This is a genomic window from Muriicola marianensis (genome assembly GCF_014638095.1).
GTDB classification, from domain to species: Bacteria; Bacteroidota; Bacteroidia; order Flavobacteriales; family Flavobacteriaceae; genus Muriicola; species Muriicola marianensis.
The window spans coordinates 307,879-325,074 of sequence record NZ_BMFH01000001.1 but is presented as its reverse complement, the minus strand read 5'-3'; the positions used below and the strand labels follow the sequence as shown (position 1 = coordinate 325,074).

Annotated in this window: 19 protein-coding genes; 12 read left to right on the top strand and 7 right to left on the bottom strand. The window is 47.8% G+C overall.

The genetic code is table 11. The features are described from left to right. Positions 1-113: 113 nt before the first annotated feature. On the top strand, positions 114-1,172 hold the full coding sequence (locus IEV19_RS01605) for a DUF6340 family protein (protein ID WP_188368959.1): 1,059 nt from the start codon (positions 114-116) through the stop codon (positions 1,170-1,172). A gap of 15 nt (positions 1,173-1,187) precedes the next feature. Here IEV19_RS01605 and IEV19_RS01600 read toward each other — a convergent pair whose 3' ends face one another. Then, a complete protein-coding gene (locus IEV19_RS01600; protein WP_188368958.1) occupies positions 1,188-2,105 on the bottom strand; it encodes a mechanosensitive ion channel family protein in 918 nt (305 codons plus the stop codon). A gap of 149 nt (positions 2,106-2,254) precedes the next feature. Here IEV19_RS01600 and IEV19_RS01595 point away from each other — a divergent pair, with 149 nt between their 5' ends. Beyond that, positions 2,255-2,920: a uracil-DNA glycosylase gene (locus IEV19_RS01595; protein WP_188368957.1), complete on the top strand. Its 666-nt coding sequence runs from the start codon at positions 2,255-2,257 to the stop codon at positions 2,918-2,920. On the opposite strand, the gene IEV19_RS01590 is transcribed toward IEV19_RS01595, so the two are convergent. The 5 genes from IEV19_RS01590 to IEV19_RS01570 all read right to left on the bottom strand — a co-directional run bounded on the left by IEV19_RS01590 (position 2,907) and on the right by IEV19_RS01570 (position 6,981). Beyond that, positions 2,907-3,758 (bottom strand): substrate-binding domain-containing protein, encoded by an 852-nt coding sequence (locus IEV19_RS01590; RefSeq protein ID WP_188368956.1) that lies wholly within the window; start codon positions 3,756-3,758, stop codon positions 2,907-2,909. The genes IEV19_RS01595 and IEV19_RS01590 overlap by 14 nt on opposite strands. Continuing rightward, positions 3,755-4,627: a nucleoside phosphorylase gene (locus tag IEV19_RS01585; protein ID WP_188368955.1), complete on the bottom strand. Its 873-nt coding sequence runs from the start codon at positions 4,625-4,627 to the stop codon at positions 3,755-3,757. Before IEV19_RS01585 ends, IEV19_RS01590 begins: the two co-directional genes overlap by 4 nt. A gap of 7 nt (positions 4,628-4,634) precedes the next feature. Continuing rightward, positions 4,635-5,567, bottom strand: coding sequence for a DUF1835 domain-containing protein (locus IEV19_RS01580; RefSeq protein WP_188368954.1), 933 nt, complete (start codon positions 5,565-5,567; stop codon positions 4,635-4,637). Positions 5,568-5,670: 103 nt separating this feature from the next. Then, positions 5,671-6,000: a translation initiation factor gene (locus IEV19_RS01575; RefSeq protein ID WP_188368953.1), complete on the bottom strand. Its 330-nt coding sequence runs from the start codon at positions 5,998-6,000 to the stop codon at positions 5,671-5,673. A 30-nt stretch (positions 6,001-6,030) separates the two neighbouring features. Further along, complete coding sequence (locus tag IEV19_RS01570) at positions 6,031-6,981, bottom strand: isopenicillin N synthase family dioxygenase (protein WP_188368952.1); 951 nt, start codon at positions 6,979-6,981, stop codon at positions 6,031-6,033. 130 nt (positions 6,982-7,111) lie between these two features. Between IEV19_RS01570 and IEV19_RS01565 the strand changes: the two genes are divergently transcribed. The 10 genes from IEV19_RS01565 to IEV19_RS01520 all read left to right on the top strand — a co-directional run bounded on the left by IEV19_RS01565 (position 7,112) and on the right by IEV19_RS01520 (position 16,163). Then, positions 7,112-9,088 (top strand): alpha-ketoacid dehydrogenase subunit alpha/beta, encoded by a 1,977-nt coding sequence (locus IEV19_RS01565; protein WP_188368951.1) that lies wholly within the window; start codon positions 7,112-7,114, stop codon positions 9,086-9,088. 112 nt (positions 9,089-9,200) lie between these two features. Continuing rightward, on the top strand, positions 9,201-9,683 hold the full coding sequence (locus IEV19_RS01560; RefSeq protein ID WP_188368950.1) for a lipocalin-like domain-containing protein: 483 nt from the start codon (positions 9,201-9,203) through the stop codon (positions 9,681-9,683). Positions 9,684-9,694: 11 nt separating this feature from the next. Continuing rightward, on the top strand, positions 9,695-10,378 hold the full coding sequence (locus IEV19_RS01555) for a YiaD family glycine zipper/OmpA-like lipoprotein (RefSeq protein ID WP_188368949.1): 684 nt from the start codon (positions 9,695-9,697) through the stop codon (positions 10,376-10,378). Between the two features lie 78 nt (positions 10,379-10,456). Further along, positions 10,457-11,572 carry an NAD(P)/FAD-dependent oxidoreductase gene (locus IEV19_RS01550; protein WP_308418519.1) on the top strand — a complete coding sequence of 372 codons (1,116 nt, stop codon included), beginning with the start codon at positions 10,457-10,459 and terminating at the stop codon, positions 11,570-11,572. Then, positions 11,569-12,291, top strand: coding sequence for a methyltransferase domain-containing protein (locus IEV19_RS01545; RefSeq protein WP_188368948.1), 723 nt, complete (start codon positions 11,569-11,571; stop codon positions 12,289-12,291). Before IEV19_RS01550 ends, IEV19_RS01545 begins: the two co-directional genes overlap by 4 nt. Continuing rightward, positions 12,288-13,343, top strand: a complete 1,056-nt coding sequence (locus IEV19_RS01540) for a type III polyketide synthase (RefSeq protein WP_188368947.1) — start codon at positions 12,288-12,290, stop codon at positions 13,341-13,343. The genes IEV19_RS01545 and IEV19_RS01540 overlap by 4 nt, the downstream gene beginning before the upstream one ends. A gap of 57 nt (positions 13,344-13,400) precedes the next feature. Then, positions 13,401-14,192 (top strand): SDR family oxidoreductase, encoded by a 792-nt coding sequence (locus IEV19_RS01535; RefSeq protein WP_188368946.1) that lies wholly within the window; start codon positions 13,401-13,403, stop codon positions 14,190-14,192. Continuing rightward, the gene (locus IEV19_RS01530; protein WP_188368945.1) at positions 14,189-14,644 is read left to right on the top strand and encodes a 3-hydroxyacyl-ACP dehydratase FabZ family protein; all 456 of its coding nucleotides are present in this window, start codon (positions 14,189-14,191) and stop codon (positions 14,642-14,644) included. The genes IEV19_RS01535 and IEV19_RS01530 overlap by 4 nt, the downstream gene beginning before the upstream one ends. Beyond that, positions 14,637-15,911 carry a beta-ketoacyl-[acyl-carrier-protein] synthase family protein gene (locus tag IEV19_RS01525; RefSeq protein ID WP_188368944.1) on the top strand — a complete coding sequence of 425 codons (1,275 nt, stop codon included), beginning with the start codon at positions 14,637-14,639 and terminating at the stop codon, positions 15,909-15,911. Before IEV19_RS01530 ends, IEV19_RS01525 begins: the two co-directional genes overlap by 8 nt. Positions 15,912-15,914: 3 nt before the next feature. After that, on the top strand, positions 15,915-16,163 hold the full coding sequence (locus IEV19_RS01520; protein ID WP_188368943.1) for an acyl carrier protein: 249 nt from the start codon (positions 15,915-15,917) through the stop codon (positions 16,161-16,163). Positions 16,164-16,200: 37 nt separating this feature from the next. Here IEV19_RS01520 and IEV19_RS01515 read toward each other — a convergent pair whose 3' ends face one another. Further along, the gene (locus IEV19_RS01515; protein WP_188368942.1) at positions 16,201-17,160 is read right to left on the bottom strand and encodes a TerC family protein; all 960 of its coding nucleotides are present in this window, start codon (positions 17,158-17,160) and stop codon (positions 16,201-16,203) included. Between the last annotated feature and the right edge of the window lie 36 nt (positions 17,161-17,196).

Genomic DNA, 17,196 nt, shown 5'->3' with positions numbered 1-17,196 from the left:
TACAGCCAAAAAACCGGATTTCACCACTTGACAGGCATCTAAAGGCAATAAACAGGGGTCTTTGGAAGTTATTTTAAGGCCGATTTAGCCATGGGCTTTTTCAAAAAGGATACATGCGTAAACTCATACTCATCATCTCCATTATCTGGGTGTTTTACTCCTGTAAGAGCACATACACTGTCACGGTGTATAATTTGGAGCCTGCACCCGTTGTACTTGCCAAGGATATCAAGAGGATCGGCATTATCAATGAGGTCGGGGACAGGGCTGCATCGGAGAATATCTCCTCCCTGGAAGCCCTGGTGAAAGCAACCGATCTAAAGCTCGCCCGGGAAGGTACAGAAGCTGCCCTTGAAGGGTTGCTCGTAGAATTACAGAAGGACAAGAGGTTCGACACTGTGATGATCCTGAACAATACGGTGTCACTTTGGGAGAGGGAACTTTCGGAAGCAAATAGCATCCCCTGGCAAGACCTGAAGGAAATGTGCCTTCAAAACCAGCTGGACGCTGTATTCTCCCTCGCCTTTTATCAAACCGATACCAAGATCTCGGAGAGGAAATCCTCTATGGAAGAACTGGACATGCTTCGGACACGGGTGGTCATTCCGGCCAGGGAGCTTACCCTGGAAACCCTTATTGAGAACGGCTGGCGTATATACGATCCCTTTGACGAGAAGGTGCTGGATGAGATAAAGGTCAATGAACAGGTAGTGACTCAGGCAAAGGGAGAAGATGTTTTAAATGCCCTCAGATCTATGACCGATCGCGCCGATTCCCTTATGTCTAAGAGCAGGGGAAGCGGAAGTACTTTTGGACTTCGACTCAAGCCCTCTAACAAGGCAGTTGAAAGGCAGATTTATATCAAGGGATCCCCTTTGCTGGTTCAGGCCAGGTTGGCCGTTATAGACGAGGATTGGCTGGAGGCAGCCAGGCTCTGGCAAATGGATCTGAACCATGAGAAGTCGGCCATCCGGGCCATGGCCTGCCACAATATGGCAGTACTTTACGAGATCAAGAACGATCTCGAAAAGGCCCTTGAATGGGCGATTCAGGCCAGCACCCACGATGATGGGAAGGCTCACACCCAATATCTTGAAACCCTTAAGATCTGTGCCTCTCAGAAGTTGCAGGCTGAAAAACAATGGGAAGCCATCGCCCTGCTCAGGAAATAATACCCGGATAAGTGATCAGTCTTTGGCAGGGTCTGTTCTGACGTCCACCACCGGGATGTTCACGATCTCAAAGGTAGCAGAGGCGAGCTGCACTTTACCCTCACTGCTGTCAATAGCCTTCTTGACCAATTCGTATAGGCGGTTCTTGGTCATCCTCCTCTTTTTATAATCGACTATGTACCTCAGGTTGAACTGTATCCAGTTGTCGGTCATGGCTATGGCCAGGGTTGGTTCCACCACCGCATCTTCTATGTAGTATTTGTCGACCACGTGTTTCCATTGCTTCACGGATTTTTGGACGAATTCTGAGAGTACTTCCCGGGCCACATCGATCACCATACCTTTCGCGAGTTCCACATCTGAACCGTACCGGACGGGAAGATTCAATTCATCCCATATGAATGGAAAGTCCTGAGAGTAGTTGTAAACCGGGCCTTTAAAAACAAAGGCATTGCTGAGTTTTACGATACGTCCGCTGTAATTGTCACTGCTCACCCATTGCCCGATCTCCATCATGGTGGTATACATGCTGTTGATGTCTATCACGTCTCCCTTGATCCCGTTGATCTCGATACGATCTCCGGGTTGGTATACTTTGACAAAGAAAATGAAAAGGGAGCCTGCAATACTGAGTATGAGTTCCTGGAGGGTAATAGTGATCCCCGCTGTCAGGAGGCCGATAGCCAGGGTGAAATCTTTGATGTTACCTGTGAAATAGGAGATGGTGAGAATGATCAGCAAAATATAGCCAATGGTCTCAATGATCTTTTGTGATTTATACCGGGTATCGGCGTTAGGGAGCCTTTTCTTTAAAGTCCTCCTCACAAACTGCAGCAGAAAGATGATGATGAGTACCCAAATCACGTATTTGAAGACCTGGGAAGTGGTCGGATGTTCGGTCAGCCAGTATTTGATGCTTTCCCAGGTGTTCATGACGGCAGTGTTAAGTAGGGTGACTCGAGGGGTGAATAAGCACGAAGCTATTAACCTCCCTATATTCCCTTAAAATTACACTTTTAATTCTCTCTTTTCTAATTAAAAAGTGATCCCTTTGTATTTTTAGGGAGAATAAGAAAGGTAACATGAAGGTCGATATACATCAGAGTTGGAGACCCCATCTTGAGGAAGAATTTAATCAACCCTATTTTTCATCTCTTGCCGGGTTTGTCCGGGAGGAGTACAGTCGGCATACCTGTTATCCAAAAGGCAGCCGGATCTTTGCGGCATTCGACCACAGTGCCTTTGAACAGACCAAAGTTGTGATCCTGGGTCAGGATCCCTACCATGGGCCTGGCCAGGCGAACGGACTTTGCTTTTCGGTCAGGGATGGGATCACACATCCGCCTTCCCTGGTGAATATCTTTAAGGAGGTAGAGCAGGATGTCGGGCATCCCTATCCCAAAAGCGGCAACCTGGAAAGGTGGGCAGACCAGGGGATACTGCTGCTGAATGCCATCCTTACGGTCAGGGCAGGGGAGGCCGGAAGTCACCAGAACAAGGGTTGGGAGCAATTCACCGATGCCGTGATCCGCATTCTTTCCCGGGAGAAGCAGGACCTGGTATTCCTCCTTTGGGGAGGGTATGCCAAAAAGAAAGCAACACTGATCGACAGGGGCAAACACAGTATCCTCACCTCGGGACATCCTTCCCCCCTAAGTGCCAATCGTGGACTCTGGTTTGGGAACGGGCATTTTAGCAAGACAAATGATTTTCTAAAGTCCAAAGGAAAAGACCCTATAGTCTGGTAAGAACCTCGGCCAGACTCACCGCTTTCGAAATAAGTTGTAAATCAAGAAGGGTCGCGCTTACTTTTTCAACTACCTGATCACTGATCTGTTCCTGAGTCCAGCTCGTCATCCCCAGCCAGGCATTCACGTCATTTAAATTCAGTTCATACCGGTTAGCCAGGGTCCTGTCAATACTGGGGATCCTTTTAAAATCTGCAGTATAAGTATTGATCACTTCCAGAATATGGCCTATCAGCCTGCGGTTTTCAATCAGTGTATCACGGGGTACGGCAAGGACAAAACAAGGCCAGGGGGTAGGGCAGTCACCCAGCCTTCTGAAGACACCTTCATCTACCAGGGGTTTGGTGGTAAAGTGTTCCCACATAAAGTAATCTGCAGTGCCCTCTTGTAAAGCCTTCACTGCTCCCTCAAGGGTATTGACCACCTCAAAAGAAAGATGAGCCGTATTCCAGCCTTCATTTCTCGCCATGACGTAAGCCATCAGGTGGCTTCCACTGCCAAAGCGACTAATGGCCGCCTTTGTACCTTCCAGTTGCGCAATATCTCGATAACGACTTGAATCTGCTACATGTATACCCCATTGCAATGGGGTGTTTACATACCCCTGGATTATGGTCAGGGGTGCTTTTTCTGCTATTCTCCTGACCACCCCTTCCGTAAGGACCACAGCCATATCTGCTTCTCCGGCTTCGAGCATGGCACACATCTTACCAGTGCCCTCCGGAACGTCTTGCCATCGGAGGTCTATTCCCCTGTCTGCAAAAGCTCCCTCTTCCAGCGCCATATGCCAGGGCAGATTAAAGTGCTCGGGCACCCCTATTATCCTGAATTCTTTCAAAGCTGTACTAGTTTTTCAAGGGTCCAATGGATCAGTCGATCCACGGTCCTGCCGGGATCTTCAGAAAATGCTATAGTAGCCCTGTTGGCAATGATGGCGTTCAGAGAGATCGCCCGGTGCCCTAAAAGAGCAGAGAGACCGTAGAGGGCAGAGGTCTCCATCTCGAAGTTGGTCAATTTTTTTCCCCGGTAGGAAAAAGAGCTGAGTTTATCAAAGAGACTGGCTTCGGATGGCTGCAACCGCAAAAATCTTCCCTGGGGTCCGTAAAAACCTACATTGCTTCCGGTAAATCCCTGAACAACCCCTTCGCCTCTGAAATGCTGCAAAAGAGTTTCATCACCCTTTACAACATATGGTCTTGATTTATTTGAGTCCCAATTTAAATGATCCAGTAAGGCACTTTCCATTTCCGGTTGACGACCCGCCATACCGCTGTAGTAATAAACAACACTGTCAAAGCCCAGGGCAAACTCGCTTAACAGGAAGGAATCGACGCGGATCTCATCCTGTATAGTACCTGAAGTGCCAATTCTGATAAAATTAATTATCTTATTGTCTTTGATCTCTTTACGATTTTTTAGATCGATGTTGGCCAGGGCGTCGATTTCATTGAGTACGATATCGATATTGTCCGTGCCTATACCTGTCGAAAGGACGGTCATTCTCTTCCCCTTGTACCGTCCGGTATGTGTGATAAATTCCCTTTTTCGCTTGTTTACCTCCAGGGTATCAAAATGACGTGAAACACGCTCCACCCGCCCCGGATCACCCACCAGGATCACTGTGTCTGAAATGTCTTCAGGAAATAGGTTTAAATGATAGATGCTGCCATCCTTATTCAGGATGAGTTCGGAAGGGCCGAGATGCATATTTCGGTTAAAGTTTTAGGATACGACCTGATTCGTCGTTGAACAGAAAATTGTACTTGAGGGCGCCACCAAGATAGGATTCGTTGTCACGGATCTGTGAATAGAAACTCGTTTTCCCCTCCAGTATTTCCTTTCCTTTTTTGGAAAGCCTAACAGGGTTAAAGGTGGAGAATAAGGGTTTGATGCTGGTGATCATCCGTTCGAACTGGGTATCTCCATACCCGTAATACCCCTGGTTATTGAGAAGAGTATTGATCAAAGCCTTTTTGTTTTTGGGTTTGTGCTCTACAGAAAGGCTCAATATGCGGTTCTCAAGCTCATTCAGGCCATTTCTGACCGATGGAAAACGTTTGAGATGTACTTTGATTGCCTCAGAGAGGTAGTCGAAATGATAGTGTTCGAAGTCAGACATATTCTCAAGCCTGATCGGATTATCGCTGCAGTACAATTGCCAGATATAATCTGCAAATTCAATGTCGTCCTGAGTTAGATAGACCCGTTTGTTATATAGGGTCTGCAATTTTTCATCATCTACGTCGCACAGGCCGTACATCTTATCCGTTCCATCTTCATCCCCACTGCACACCAGGGAGATCTGTGCATCCCTTCTGTGCATCTTTAACCAGCTCAGTACTGCGATCATATTGATCTGGCAGAACAGGTCATACTCAAACCAGAGGATGATCTCATCTTGCTGTTTGTGATTGCAAAGGGAGCGGTATTCTTTCAGCGTCTTTTCAATGAACCAGGACTTGCTGACATTATAGTGCTTGTGCAGGTATTCAAAGCGTGTTTTCCAGAAGGATTCACTGCCGACATTGGTTTCGGTCTTACCTTCACATAACATTTCCCTCCAGGTGATTATATCGCCTTTAAAAGGAAGGGTTTTAAGGCGTTGGGTAAAACTATCTCCATTGGTAATATGTAACTGAGTACTCATGCAAATGAAGTGTTGATTAGGTTTCGACTCTTAAAAGTAACATTTAATCGATAAAAACAGAAATAATTAACACATAACTTGGGTGCTATCCGGACGCCTCGGATCACCCGCCCACCCTTTTTGTTTTAAAGCCGTTTTCCTTCAGAAATTCCATGATCCGATCCCTGTAATCCCCCTGAATAATGATCTTTTCGTCTTTGTAGGTACCCCCTACACCCAGCAGGGTCTTCAGTTCTTTTGTAAGGTTTTTCAGATCTTTATCCGCTCCGTTATAACCTTCCAGGATGGTCACGGGTTTTCCCTTTCGTTTCTCGTATTTGCACAAGATAGGGTCGTCCTGCAACCAGAACTTGGGACCAGATTTCTCCGGTAAATCTTCCTTCTCCGGAATGTGATCCGGAAAAAGGTTTTTCAATTGATCCTGCAGGTCCATAGAGAGTTGACTTTCAATGAAATGTTTAGATCACTTTTTAATAAGCCCGAGGTCGACCAAGCGCTCGTGAAGAAATTCTCCTGCCGTGATATCCTCGTACAGTTTTGGGTGGTCTTCGTCTATACAATGCTCCAGGCAGTTGAGAGGCATCTCACTGACCGGATGCATAAAGAAGGGAATGGAGTATCGCGAGCTCCCCCAAAGTTCACGGGGAGGGTTTACTACCTGGTGGATGGTCGATTTCAATGAATTGTTTGAAAGGCGTGACAGCATATCTCCTACATTGATCATCAACTGATCCGGTCTGGCGATCGCATCGATCCACTCGCCTTCGTGGTTCATTACCTGCAGTCCTTTTCCATGAGCGCCCATCAGCAAAGTGATCAGGTTGATGTCGCCGTGGGCAGCAGCCCTGACTGCGTTTTTTGGTTCTTCCGTGATGGGCGGATAATGGATGGGCCTCAGTATGGAATTACCGTTTTTGATATACTGGTCAAAATAGGTCTCCTCGAGTTGCAGATGGAGGGCAAGTGCCCGCAATACGTATTGGGCGGTCTTCTCCAGCATCTTGTATGTTTCCTTCCCGACCTTATTGAACTCCGGTAACTCTTTTACTTCAACATTAGGCGGGTACTCTGCGGCTAATTTAGGGTCGTTCTCCACATATTGGCCAAAATGCCAGAATTCCTTCAGGTCCCCTTCTTTTCTTCCCTTGGCGTGTTCCTTCCCAAAGGAAGTATATCCTCTTTGCCCGCCTATCCCCTCAATCTCATACTTGTTCTTTACCTCCTGGGGAAGGGCAAAGAACTTCTTTATCTCCGCATAAAGTCTTTCGATCAGCTCATCGGAAAGGAAATGCCCGCTAAGGGCAACAAAGCCGATATCTTCAAATGCCCCGCCGAGCTCACTGACAAACTGCTGCTTCTTTTTGGGGTCTGATGAGAGATAATCTCTCAGGTCTACACTGGGAATCGCATTCATGAATTGTGATTTTTAGCCCTCCAAAGGTACTAAATTCCCTGTGGAAAATGATCCCTGATGTCAAGGGGATCTTCTGATCAATTTTGCTACATTTACGCCATAAATCCGTACTTACCCTAGATCGTATATCATGCAGTTCAAACATCATGGCCTTTCTTCAGAAATGCTCCTGGAGCTCTACAAGGCTATGCTCAAACCCAGGATGATAGAGGAAAAAATGCTCATTCTCCTCCGCCAGGGAAAGATCTCCAAATGGTTTAGCGGTATTGGACAGGAAGCGATATCAGCGGGGGTTGCCATGTGCCTGGATCCGGAAGAATACATCCTGCCCATGCACAGAAATCTGGGTGTCTTCACCACCAGGAATGTTCCCCTGAACCGACTTTTCTCCCAATGGCAGGGAAAGAAAAGCGGATTTACCAAAGGGAGGGACCGGAGTTTTCATTTTGGAACCCAGGAATATAAGATCATCGGGATGATATCTCACCTGGGCCCACAGCTGGGCGTGGCAGACGGTATTGCCCTGGCCGATCTGTTGAAGAACAACAAAAGGGTGACCGCTGTCTTTACAGGGGAGGGGGCCACAAGTGAAGGGGATTTTCACGAGGCCCTGAACATTGCCGCAGTATGGAACCTGCCGGTGCTTTTCTGCGTGGAAAATAACGGCTATGGTCTTTCCACTCCCATCAGTGAACAGTTTAAGTGCAAACACATCGCAGATAGGGGAAAAGGATATGGGATGGAATCCTATATCATCGATGGAAACAACATTTTGGAGGTGTATTCCCGCGTGAGTGCCTTGAGTCGCAGCGTACGGCAAAGGCCCAGACCGATACTGCTCGAATTTAAAACCTTCAGGATGCGAGGGCACGAGGAAGCCAGCGGGACCAAATACGTCCCCCAGGAACTCTTGGATGAATGGGCCGCAAAGGACCCCATTGAGAATTACGTGGCCTACCTGAGGGAAGAAGGTATTTTGTCAGAAGAGGAGGAGGTTGAAATAAAGAAACAATTCATCCATGAAATTGACGATAACCTGCAACTTGCTTTTGAGGAAGAAGCGATAAACTCTACCGAAATTAATGAATTAAATGATGTCTATAGAAAATTTGTATATCAGGAAGTTAAGCCTGAAGAAAAGACATCAAATATACGTTTGGTAGACGCTCTCTCAGCCGGACTTCGACAGTCTATGGAGAAGCACCCTAACCTCGTTATCCTGGGCCAGGATATAGCGGAATACGGGGGTGTTTTTAAAGTAACGGAAGGCTTTGTGGAGGCCTTTGGTCGGGATCGCGTCAGGAATACACCCATATGCGAATCAGCCGTAGTCTCTGCTGCTATGGGATTATCCATCAATGGCATGAAGGCTGTAATGGAAATGCAATTCGCAGATTTTGTCAGCAGCGGTTTTAATCCCATAGTGAACTACCTGGCCAAAGTGCATTATCGCTGGAACGAACCGGCAGATGTCGTGATCCGTATGCCCTGTGGCGCAGGGGTGGGAGCCGGGCCCTTCCATTCCCAGACCAACGAAGCATGGTTTACCAAGACACCAGGTTTAAAGGTGGTGTACCCGGCCTTTCCATATGATGCCAAGGGACTTATGGCTACCGCGGTCAACGATCCGAACCCGGTGCTTTTCTTTGAGCATAAGGCTCTGTACAGAAGCGTATATCAGGACGTTCCCGACTCTTATTATACCCTTCCTTTTGGCGTTGCTAATTTACTCAGAGAAGGAGATGACCTCACCGTGGTGACCTATGGGGCTGGGGTTCATTGGATGTTGGAGATCCTCGATGCTCATGAGGACATTCATGCAGACCTTATTGATCTCAGGACCCTCCAGCCTCTCGACCTTCAAACTGTGTATGCATCAGTAAGAAAAACGGGAAAATGTATGGTTGTGCAGGAAGACACTCTTTTTGGTGGAATTGCCAGTGATATAGCTGCCTCTGTCATGGAAGAATGCTTCGAAAGTCTCGATGCTCCTGTCAAACGCATAGGCAGTCTGGAGACACCTGTGCCTTTTGCCAGGTCACTTGAAAACATGTACCTGCCTAAAGGAAGGATTCTCAGAGAGATACGACAGTTACTGGCCTATTGATGAGGCTTACATCTGTTTTCTCAGCGTACAATTCCTTCTTAAAAAAGTAATCCCCCAAAATCTATTGCTCGAATTATTCCGTATATACAAGGGAAACTCAAATGCTTTACACATGCTTAAAAAAAGTTTGATACTAATATTCTCAGGCGTGTTCCTCGCATCCTGCGGGATTTCCAAGGAGGTCAGGGATCAAAGGAACATGCTTAGCGGAACCTGGATTTTGGATGACGTACGATACGAAAACAACCAGGGAATGTTCAAAGCCGTTTTGTTCAATGACGCCGATGCTATTTGTTTTGAAGGCAGCAACTGGTTCTTCAGGGACAACAACAGTACGGGACGATACACCATTCAACAAGGCAGTCTCTGCCAGGGAGGTGACCGGTTCATCCGCTGGTCAGTGGTGAGTAACCCCGCCAATTACACAAATCAGCTGCAGTTCAAATTCATTGACGAGAAACGCAATGATGTTTCGGGCGGACTCGGCTACCGATTGAACATCGCTCAGCTTACAGATACCCAAATGACCTTGAAATCCAACGTTACGGTAGACAATAAACCCGTGACGCTGGTGTACGAATTTACCAAGCAATAAAAACAGATACCATGATAAAAAGAACAGAACTCATAGTGATGGTTCTAAGCCTTGTGCTGGGATGCAACACAGTTAAAAATGCCAACAACACCCAAAAAGGAGCCGTGATCGGGGCCACGGGAGGAGCCGTAATCGGTGGTGTTATAGGAAACAATGTCGGAAAGGGCAATACCGTACTGGGCGCCATCATCGGCGGGGTAGTCGGTGGGGCTGCAGGGGGCTATATCGGCAACCGCATGGACCGACAGGCAGAAAGGATACAGGAAGAGATTCCGGGAGCTGAAGTTACCCGGGTGGGTGAAGGTATCAACGTGACCTTCAGTCAGGGTGCCGGAGTGTATTTTGACACCAATAAGTCTGATATCAAGGGCACGTCAGTGGAGACTCTAAACAAACTGGCAGGCATCTTTAAGGAATACCCAAAGACCGTAATCCTCGTGGAAGGACATACAGACAGTGCCGGAAGCGATGAATACAATATGGGCCTTTCCAAACTCAGGGCAGAATCTGTGACCAATTACCTGATCAGCCAGGGAATAGATGCGAGCAGGTTCACTACCAAATGGTATGGAGAAGCGCAGCCAATAGCAGACAACGCCACTGCTGAAGGCAAAGCGAAGAACCGGAGGGTGGAACTCGGGATCATCGCCAGCGAAGAGCTCAAACAGGAGGCCATGCAGAAAACAAAAGGCTAATTGCTTTAACAACTTTAGGAAACCCGGCAAATTTGTCGGGTTTTTTATTGGTGCTTTCTGTATCTTTCCCTGATTGCTATGTACGATGTGATTTGTATTGGGGGAGGATTGGCCGGCCTGACGGCTTCCATACACCTGAAGAAGGAGGGATTCCGGGTACTTGTGCTCGAGAAGGAAGCATATCCTCATCACAAGGTCTGCGGGGAATACCTCTCGAAGGAGATCCTGCCTTACCTCCGTGAATTGGGCGTCGACCTTTCCGGTGCTGTGGAAATAGATACCCTTGAATTCAGTACAGCCAAAGGTCGTAGGCTGGAGCTCGAATTGCCCCTGGGTGCCCTTGGGATAAGTCGGTTTAAACTAGACCACACCCTCTATCTCCGAGCCCTCTCCCTGAAAGTGGAGATTTTATTTGGCACCGTGACCTCCGTCGATTTTGACGGGCATTCTTTCTGCGTACGCACGCAAACAGGTGAAACCTACTACTCGACCTACGTCCTGGGGACCTATGGGAAAAGATCCGGGATCGACCATTATCTCGATCGTCCTTTCATAAAAGGAAATTCTCCCTGGTTAGCCGTAAAAGCCCATTATCACTATCCGGATTTCTCTTCAAACCTGGTGGGTCTCCACAGCTTTGACGGGGGATATGGAGGCCTGTCCATGACGGAGACAGGGGCGATCAATTTCTGTTACCTGGTCTCTTATAAGCATTTTCAAAAAGTTCGTGACATAGAGCAATTCAACAAAAAGACCGTTTCGCGAAATCCAAGGCTCAGACATTTTTTAGAACATGCTGAAATGCTTTTTGAAAGACCTCTGACCATTGCACAGGTTTCATTTGCATCGAAAAAACCCGTGGAAAGCCATGTACTCATGTGTGGGGATACAGCCGGACTCATACATCCTCTTTGCGGAAACGGGATGGCTATGGCGATTCACAGCGCAAAACTTGCTTCTGAATTGTTATGTGGACAGTTGGGTTCGAAAAATCCCGATCGGACATTGTTGGAAAAGGAATACTCAGTTCTTTGGAGAAGAACTTTCGGTAGGCGAGTGCGTACCGGACGGTATTTGCAACGCTTGCTTCTCTCAGCTACAGCCACTGATCTGCTCTTCACCCTGGCATCAGAATCACCCGGAACCCTCAGGCGTATCATCCGGAGAACCCACGGAAATCCCGTTGCGATATGATCTGGTACAAAGAACGCAGCCTGGAGCAGGAGCAGATGGACGACCCGTTACTGGGCAAGGATATGATCCAGGCTGTTCTCCGGGATATCAATACAGTCAATTCCCTCCTGGGTGGAAACAGGGTCACTTTAAAGGCTTTGAAAAGAATGATGCTCAACGACCCCGGAAAAAAATACAATGTCCTTGATGTGGGTTGTGGAGACGGTACGGTATTGCGGGAGGTGGCTTTGATGTGCGAGCGGGAGGGGATCGAAGCCAGCCTAAAAGGCATAGACCTGAACGCCGATTCAATTTCCCTGGCCAGACAGAAAAATTCAGATCTGAAGAATATCTCTTTCGAGCGGAGGGATATATTCGACCTTAGACCGGAGAGGGATGGGTGCGATTTTGTTCTCTGCACCCTCACCCTGCATCATTTCAGCGACGAGGAGATTGTGAAGTTGATAATAAAGTTTTCAGAATTGGCGCAATTAGGTGTTGTGATCAACGATCTGGACAGAAACAAGATCGCTTATGCGCTATTCGTGGTTTTCTCTGCCCTCTTTATGAAAACAAGGATAGCAAGGCAGGATGGTCTTACTTCGATCAAAAGGGGTTTTACAAAAAGTGAATTGCTCAATTTTTCTAAATTAATACCAGACCTCAGTCACAGGATCCGATGGAGATGGGCCTTTCGGTATGAATGGTCATTCTGGCATAAAAACATGATAGAACAATGAATAATGTGCATGTAGCGGGCGTAGCCAAGGAATTGCCACCTTATTGCCGGGAGACCCGGGAAATCCTGCCCTTTGTGGATTTGTGGCTTTCGGGGCAGGAGGACAGGTTCAGGCGAAAAGTCCTCAAGATTTTCGAGGCCGCAGGGGTCGATCGCAGGTATGGCATCATGAATATAGAAGAGGTCTTTACGGCCACCTCCTTCGCTCAGAAAAATGAGATCTATGCCAGGGAGGTTAAAAAACTGGGAAAGGCTGTACTTCAGAAAGCCCTGGATAAACAGGGGTGGGAATCCCGCAGCCTGGACTATATCATTACGGTGAGTTGTACAGGCATCATGATCCCCTCCCTGGACGCCTATCTCATCAATGAATTGAATCTGAAACAAGACGTGGTTCGCCTTCCGGTCACGGAGATGGGTTGTGCTGCAGGGGTCTCGGGAATGATCTACGCCTCTAAGTTTTTAAAAGCGAACCCGGGTAAAAGGGCTGCCGTGGTGGCTGTTGAGAGTCCGACCGCCACCTTCCAGTTAAACGATTTCAGCATGGCCAATATGGTAAGTGCGGCTATCTTCGGCGACGGGGCGGCCTGTGTGCTGCTCTCCTCAGAAGAAGATGCCAGCGGACCTGCAATTCTCGGGGAGGAAATGTACCATTTTTTTGATGCCACACACCTGATGGGTTTTGATGTGGTGAACACTGGGCTTAAGATGATCCTTGATCCTGCCGTACCGTCAGCCATTAGTGAGCATTTCCCCCACATCATCCATCCTTTTCTAAAAAAGTACGATACTTCTATTGAAAAGATAGATCATCTCGTATTTCATCCGGGTGGGAGGAAGATCGTGGAGACAGTGGAATCCCTCTTCGGAGCCCTGGGAAAAAACATGGACGACACCCGGGAGACCTTGAGATTGTACGGAAATATGAGCAGCGCCACGGTCCTGTATGTGCTGGAGCGATTTATGGAAAGGGAGATTAAGGCGGGGGAGCAGGGCCTGATCCTCAGTTTTGGTCCCGGGTTCTCGGCCCAAAGGGTGCTGATTCAATGGTGAGGCTGACAACCAAAGATATGTGCTACCTTTACTGAAAAGCAAATATACAAGCGTGGCATGAGCGAAACGAAAGGCAATAATTGGGCAATAATCCTTGGGGGTAGCAGGGGGTTGGGTCTGGCGACGGCCCAAAAACTCTCGGAGGAAGGATATGCTATTTGTATCGTTCACCGCGACAGACGAGCTGACCTTCCGGAAATTCAAATTCAGTTTACCAAAATAAAGGAAAACGCTCCCGCTTTCTGTTCCTTCAATACCGATGCGGTCAATCCACAGAAAAGAAGGGAGATCATACAGGAGCTAAAATCAGGATTTAAAGAAGGTGACAGGGTGAAGGTGCTGGTCCACAGTATCGCTAAAGGCAGCCTGAAACCTATGTACAGTCCAAATGGGGAGGTCCTGAGTGCAGAAGACGTTGAGATTACTTTCAGGGCCATGGCGCTCAGTTTGTATGAGTGGGTGCAGAACCTCGTATCAGAAAACATGAATCACCCCGATATGCGCGTCATATCCTTTACCAGCGAAGGGAATACCAAAGCCATGCCCGGATATGCGGCCGTTTCTGTCGCCAAAGCCGCCCTGGAAGCCTTTACAAGAAGCATAGCTCTGGAATTTGCTCCTCTGGGGATCAAAGCCAATTGTATACAGGCGGGAGTCACAAATACGTCCTCCTTTAATATGATCCCGGGAAGTGAAAGGATTATGGAGATGGCCAAAAAGCGAAACCCTTACGGCCGAATCACCAGGGCAGAGGACGTAGCGGATGTAGTTTCCATGCTTTGCCGGGAAGAGGCCCGGTGGATCAATGGCAGTATTGTAAAAGCCGATGGAGGAGAGAGTTTGAGATGAGAGATTACCAGGAAATATTAAAGGCGTTACCCTATTCAGATCCCTTTTTGTTCGTGGATGAGATTCTTCATATGGATGAGAACGGATGCGAGGGAACATATCTTTTCAGAGATGATCTGCCTTTTTACAGAGGTCACTTCAAAGATGAGCCTGTCACCCCTGGAGTCATCCTGACAGAATGTTGTGCGCAGATCGGACTGGTTTGTCTGGGGATCTTTATACTCGAAAAGAGTGAAAAGAGAACCTTTGAGAATACCGCGATCGCTCTGACATCCTCGGAGATGGAGTTCTATATTCCGGTTTTTCCAGGCGAACGAGTCAGAGTAAAGTCGGAAAAGCTCTATTATAGATTTTCTAAATTGAAGTGCAAGATTACTATGTTCAATGAGCAGAATGAAGTGGTCTGTAAGGGTCAGATCGCCGGAATGATAAAAGCGAGATCAGATGCGTGAACGCGTGGTTATTACCGGGATGGGGGTTTGTGCTCCCAATGGGATCACCCTGGAAACTTTTTCTCAGGCACTTCAGACAGGAAAAAGCGGGATTGAATATCACCCGCAACTAAGAGAACTGAAGTTTGGATGTCAGATCGCTGGAAGACCGGTTATTGAAGCCAGTTATTTAAATAAATACTTTACATCATTAGAACAGAGGGGATTGAATTCCAGCGGACTTGTTTATGGGGTGATCGCCGGGATGGATGCCTGGCAGGACGCCGGTATGAAGCCCACCGAGGCCGATAATACCGATTGGGATAGCGGTGTCATTTTTGGAACCGGGATTTTGGGGGTTGATAAGTTTCGGGAAGCGATTCACCTGGTGGATGAGGGTAAAACAAGGCGTTTGGGCAGTACTTCTGTTATCCAGACCATGGCCAGCGGGATCAGTGCCTTTCTAGGAGGTAAACTGGGGCTGGGCAACCAGGTGACCACCAATTCCTCTGCCTGTACAACAGGTACAGAAGGGGTGCTGATGGCCTATGACCGCATTGTATCCGGTAAAGCTAAAAGGATGCTGGCCGGTAGTTGCAGCGATAGCGGACCCTATGTGTGGGGAGGATTCGATGCTATGCGCATCCTTCCCCGCAATTTCAATGATGATCCCACAAAGGGAAGTCGACCCATGAGTGCCACTGCTGCGGGCTTTGTGCCGGGGAGTGGGGCAGGGGCTCTTGTTCTGGAAAGCCTGGACAGTGCCCTTAAACGCAATGCCAGGATCTACGCAGAGGTTTTGGGCGGAGCTGTCAACTGTGGGGGTCAGCGCAGTGGAGGGACCATGACGGCACCCAATGACATCGCAGTACAGCGTTGTATCTCAGAGGCCATAAACCAAAGTGGGATCAATGCAGACGAAATCGACTGCATCAATGGGCATCTGACCGCCACCACAAAGGACGCGGTGGAAATTGACAATTGGTGTCAGGCCCTGGGTAGATCAGGTGATACCTTTCCCTATATCAACTCCTTTAAAAGTACCATAGGCCATTGTCTGGCAGCGGCCGGTTCCATAGAGTGTGTGGGCTCTGTGCTTCAGTTAGCCAGGAAGGAGGTTTTTGGCAACGTGAATTGCGAAGATATCCATCCGGATATCCTTAAGAGGATTCACCCTTCCAGAATTCCCGCCAATTCTCTGAAAATTGCACCTGAAGTGATCGCAAAGGCCAGTTTTGGTTTTGGGGATGTCAATGCTTGTGTTATTTTTAAGCAATTCAAATCCTGATCCATGACCCAAAATGACAGATACCAGAAATTAAGGGCAATCATCGAGCCCTATCTGCCTGATGATGTGTCGGCAGACTCAATAACCCTGGAAAGCCATTTGATCAATGAACTTAACATCAATTCTGCTAACCTGGTCGACATAGTCCTGGACGTGGAGGATGAATTTGACATCACCCTGGAAAATGAGGACATGGACGACATGCAAACAGTGGGGGATGCGCTAAACATGATTGAATCCAAAATAAAATAGGCAGTATTTCGCCAACAATCTGATTTTGGCTTTTTTCTTATTCCCCGGTTATGGAATCGGGGTTCGATTCAGGGATGAGCAAGGAGGAGATGATCCCTGCTGCCAGGGATACCACGATCACCGTCAGGGAAATCCATTCCTCCACGTGAATAAATTCTGAGCCCAGCATTTTCAGTCCTACAAATCCAAGGATCACCACCAGGCTGTAGTTGATGAACCGGAACTTCGACAGCATTCGGGAGATCAGGAAATACATGGATCGCAATCCCAGAATAGCCATGATATTGGAACTGAAAACGATAAAGGGATCTGCCGTAATAGCAAGGATAGCAGGGATACTGTCCAGCGCAAACAAGATATCCGTCAGTTCTATGACGATCAGGGCCACAAATAGTGGAGTAGCTGCTTTTATGCCCATCCTCTTGATAAAGAAATGCCGCCCTTTCATATGATGTGTAAGTGGATATATCCTTCTTAGGTATTTAAAGACCAGGGAACGTTTGGGGTCGAATTTTATGGAATCCGATTTCAGCATCTTGAAAGCCGTGTAGAGAAGAAAAACCCCAAAAACGTATATGGCCCACTCGAACCGGGTGATAAGAGCCACACCGAAAACGATCATCAGAGCCCGGAAGACAATAGCTCCCAGGATCCCCCAGAAAAGCACCCTGTGCTGATACATGGGTGGAATAGAAAAGGCGGAAAAGATCACGGCGATCACAAATACATTATCAATACTCAGTGAGAGCTCAATGAGATAGCCGGTGATGTAATTAAGTACGGCCTGATTGGGTGTCATAGCCGTCGGGTTTTCCAGGAGTCCGGCCGAAAAAAGCCAGTAGACGACCCCGCTGAAGCTAAAGGCCACGGTGACCCAAAGTGCAGTCCAAAGACTGGCTTCCTTACTGCGGATCACATGGTCCCTCTTGTTGAAAACTCCGAGGTCCATGGCCAGAAATAAGATAATGAGGGAAATAAACGCGACCCAGATCAGCATTCAAAAATCATTAGGGGATAAAGATAAGAATACTGC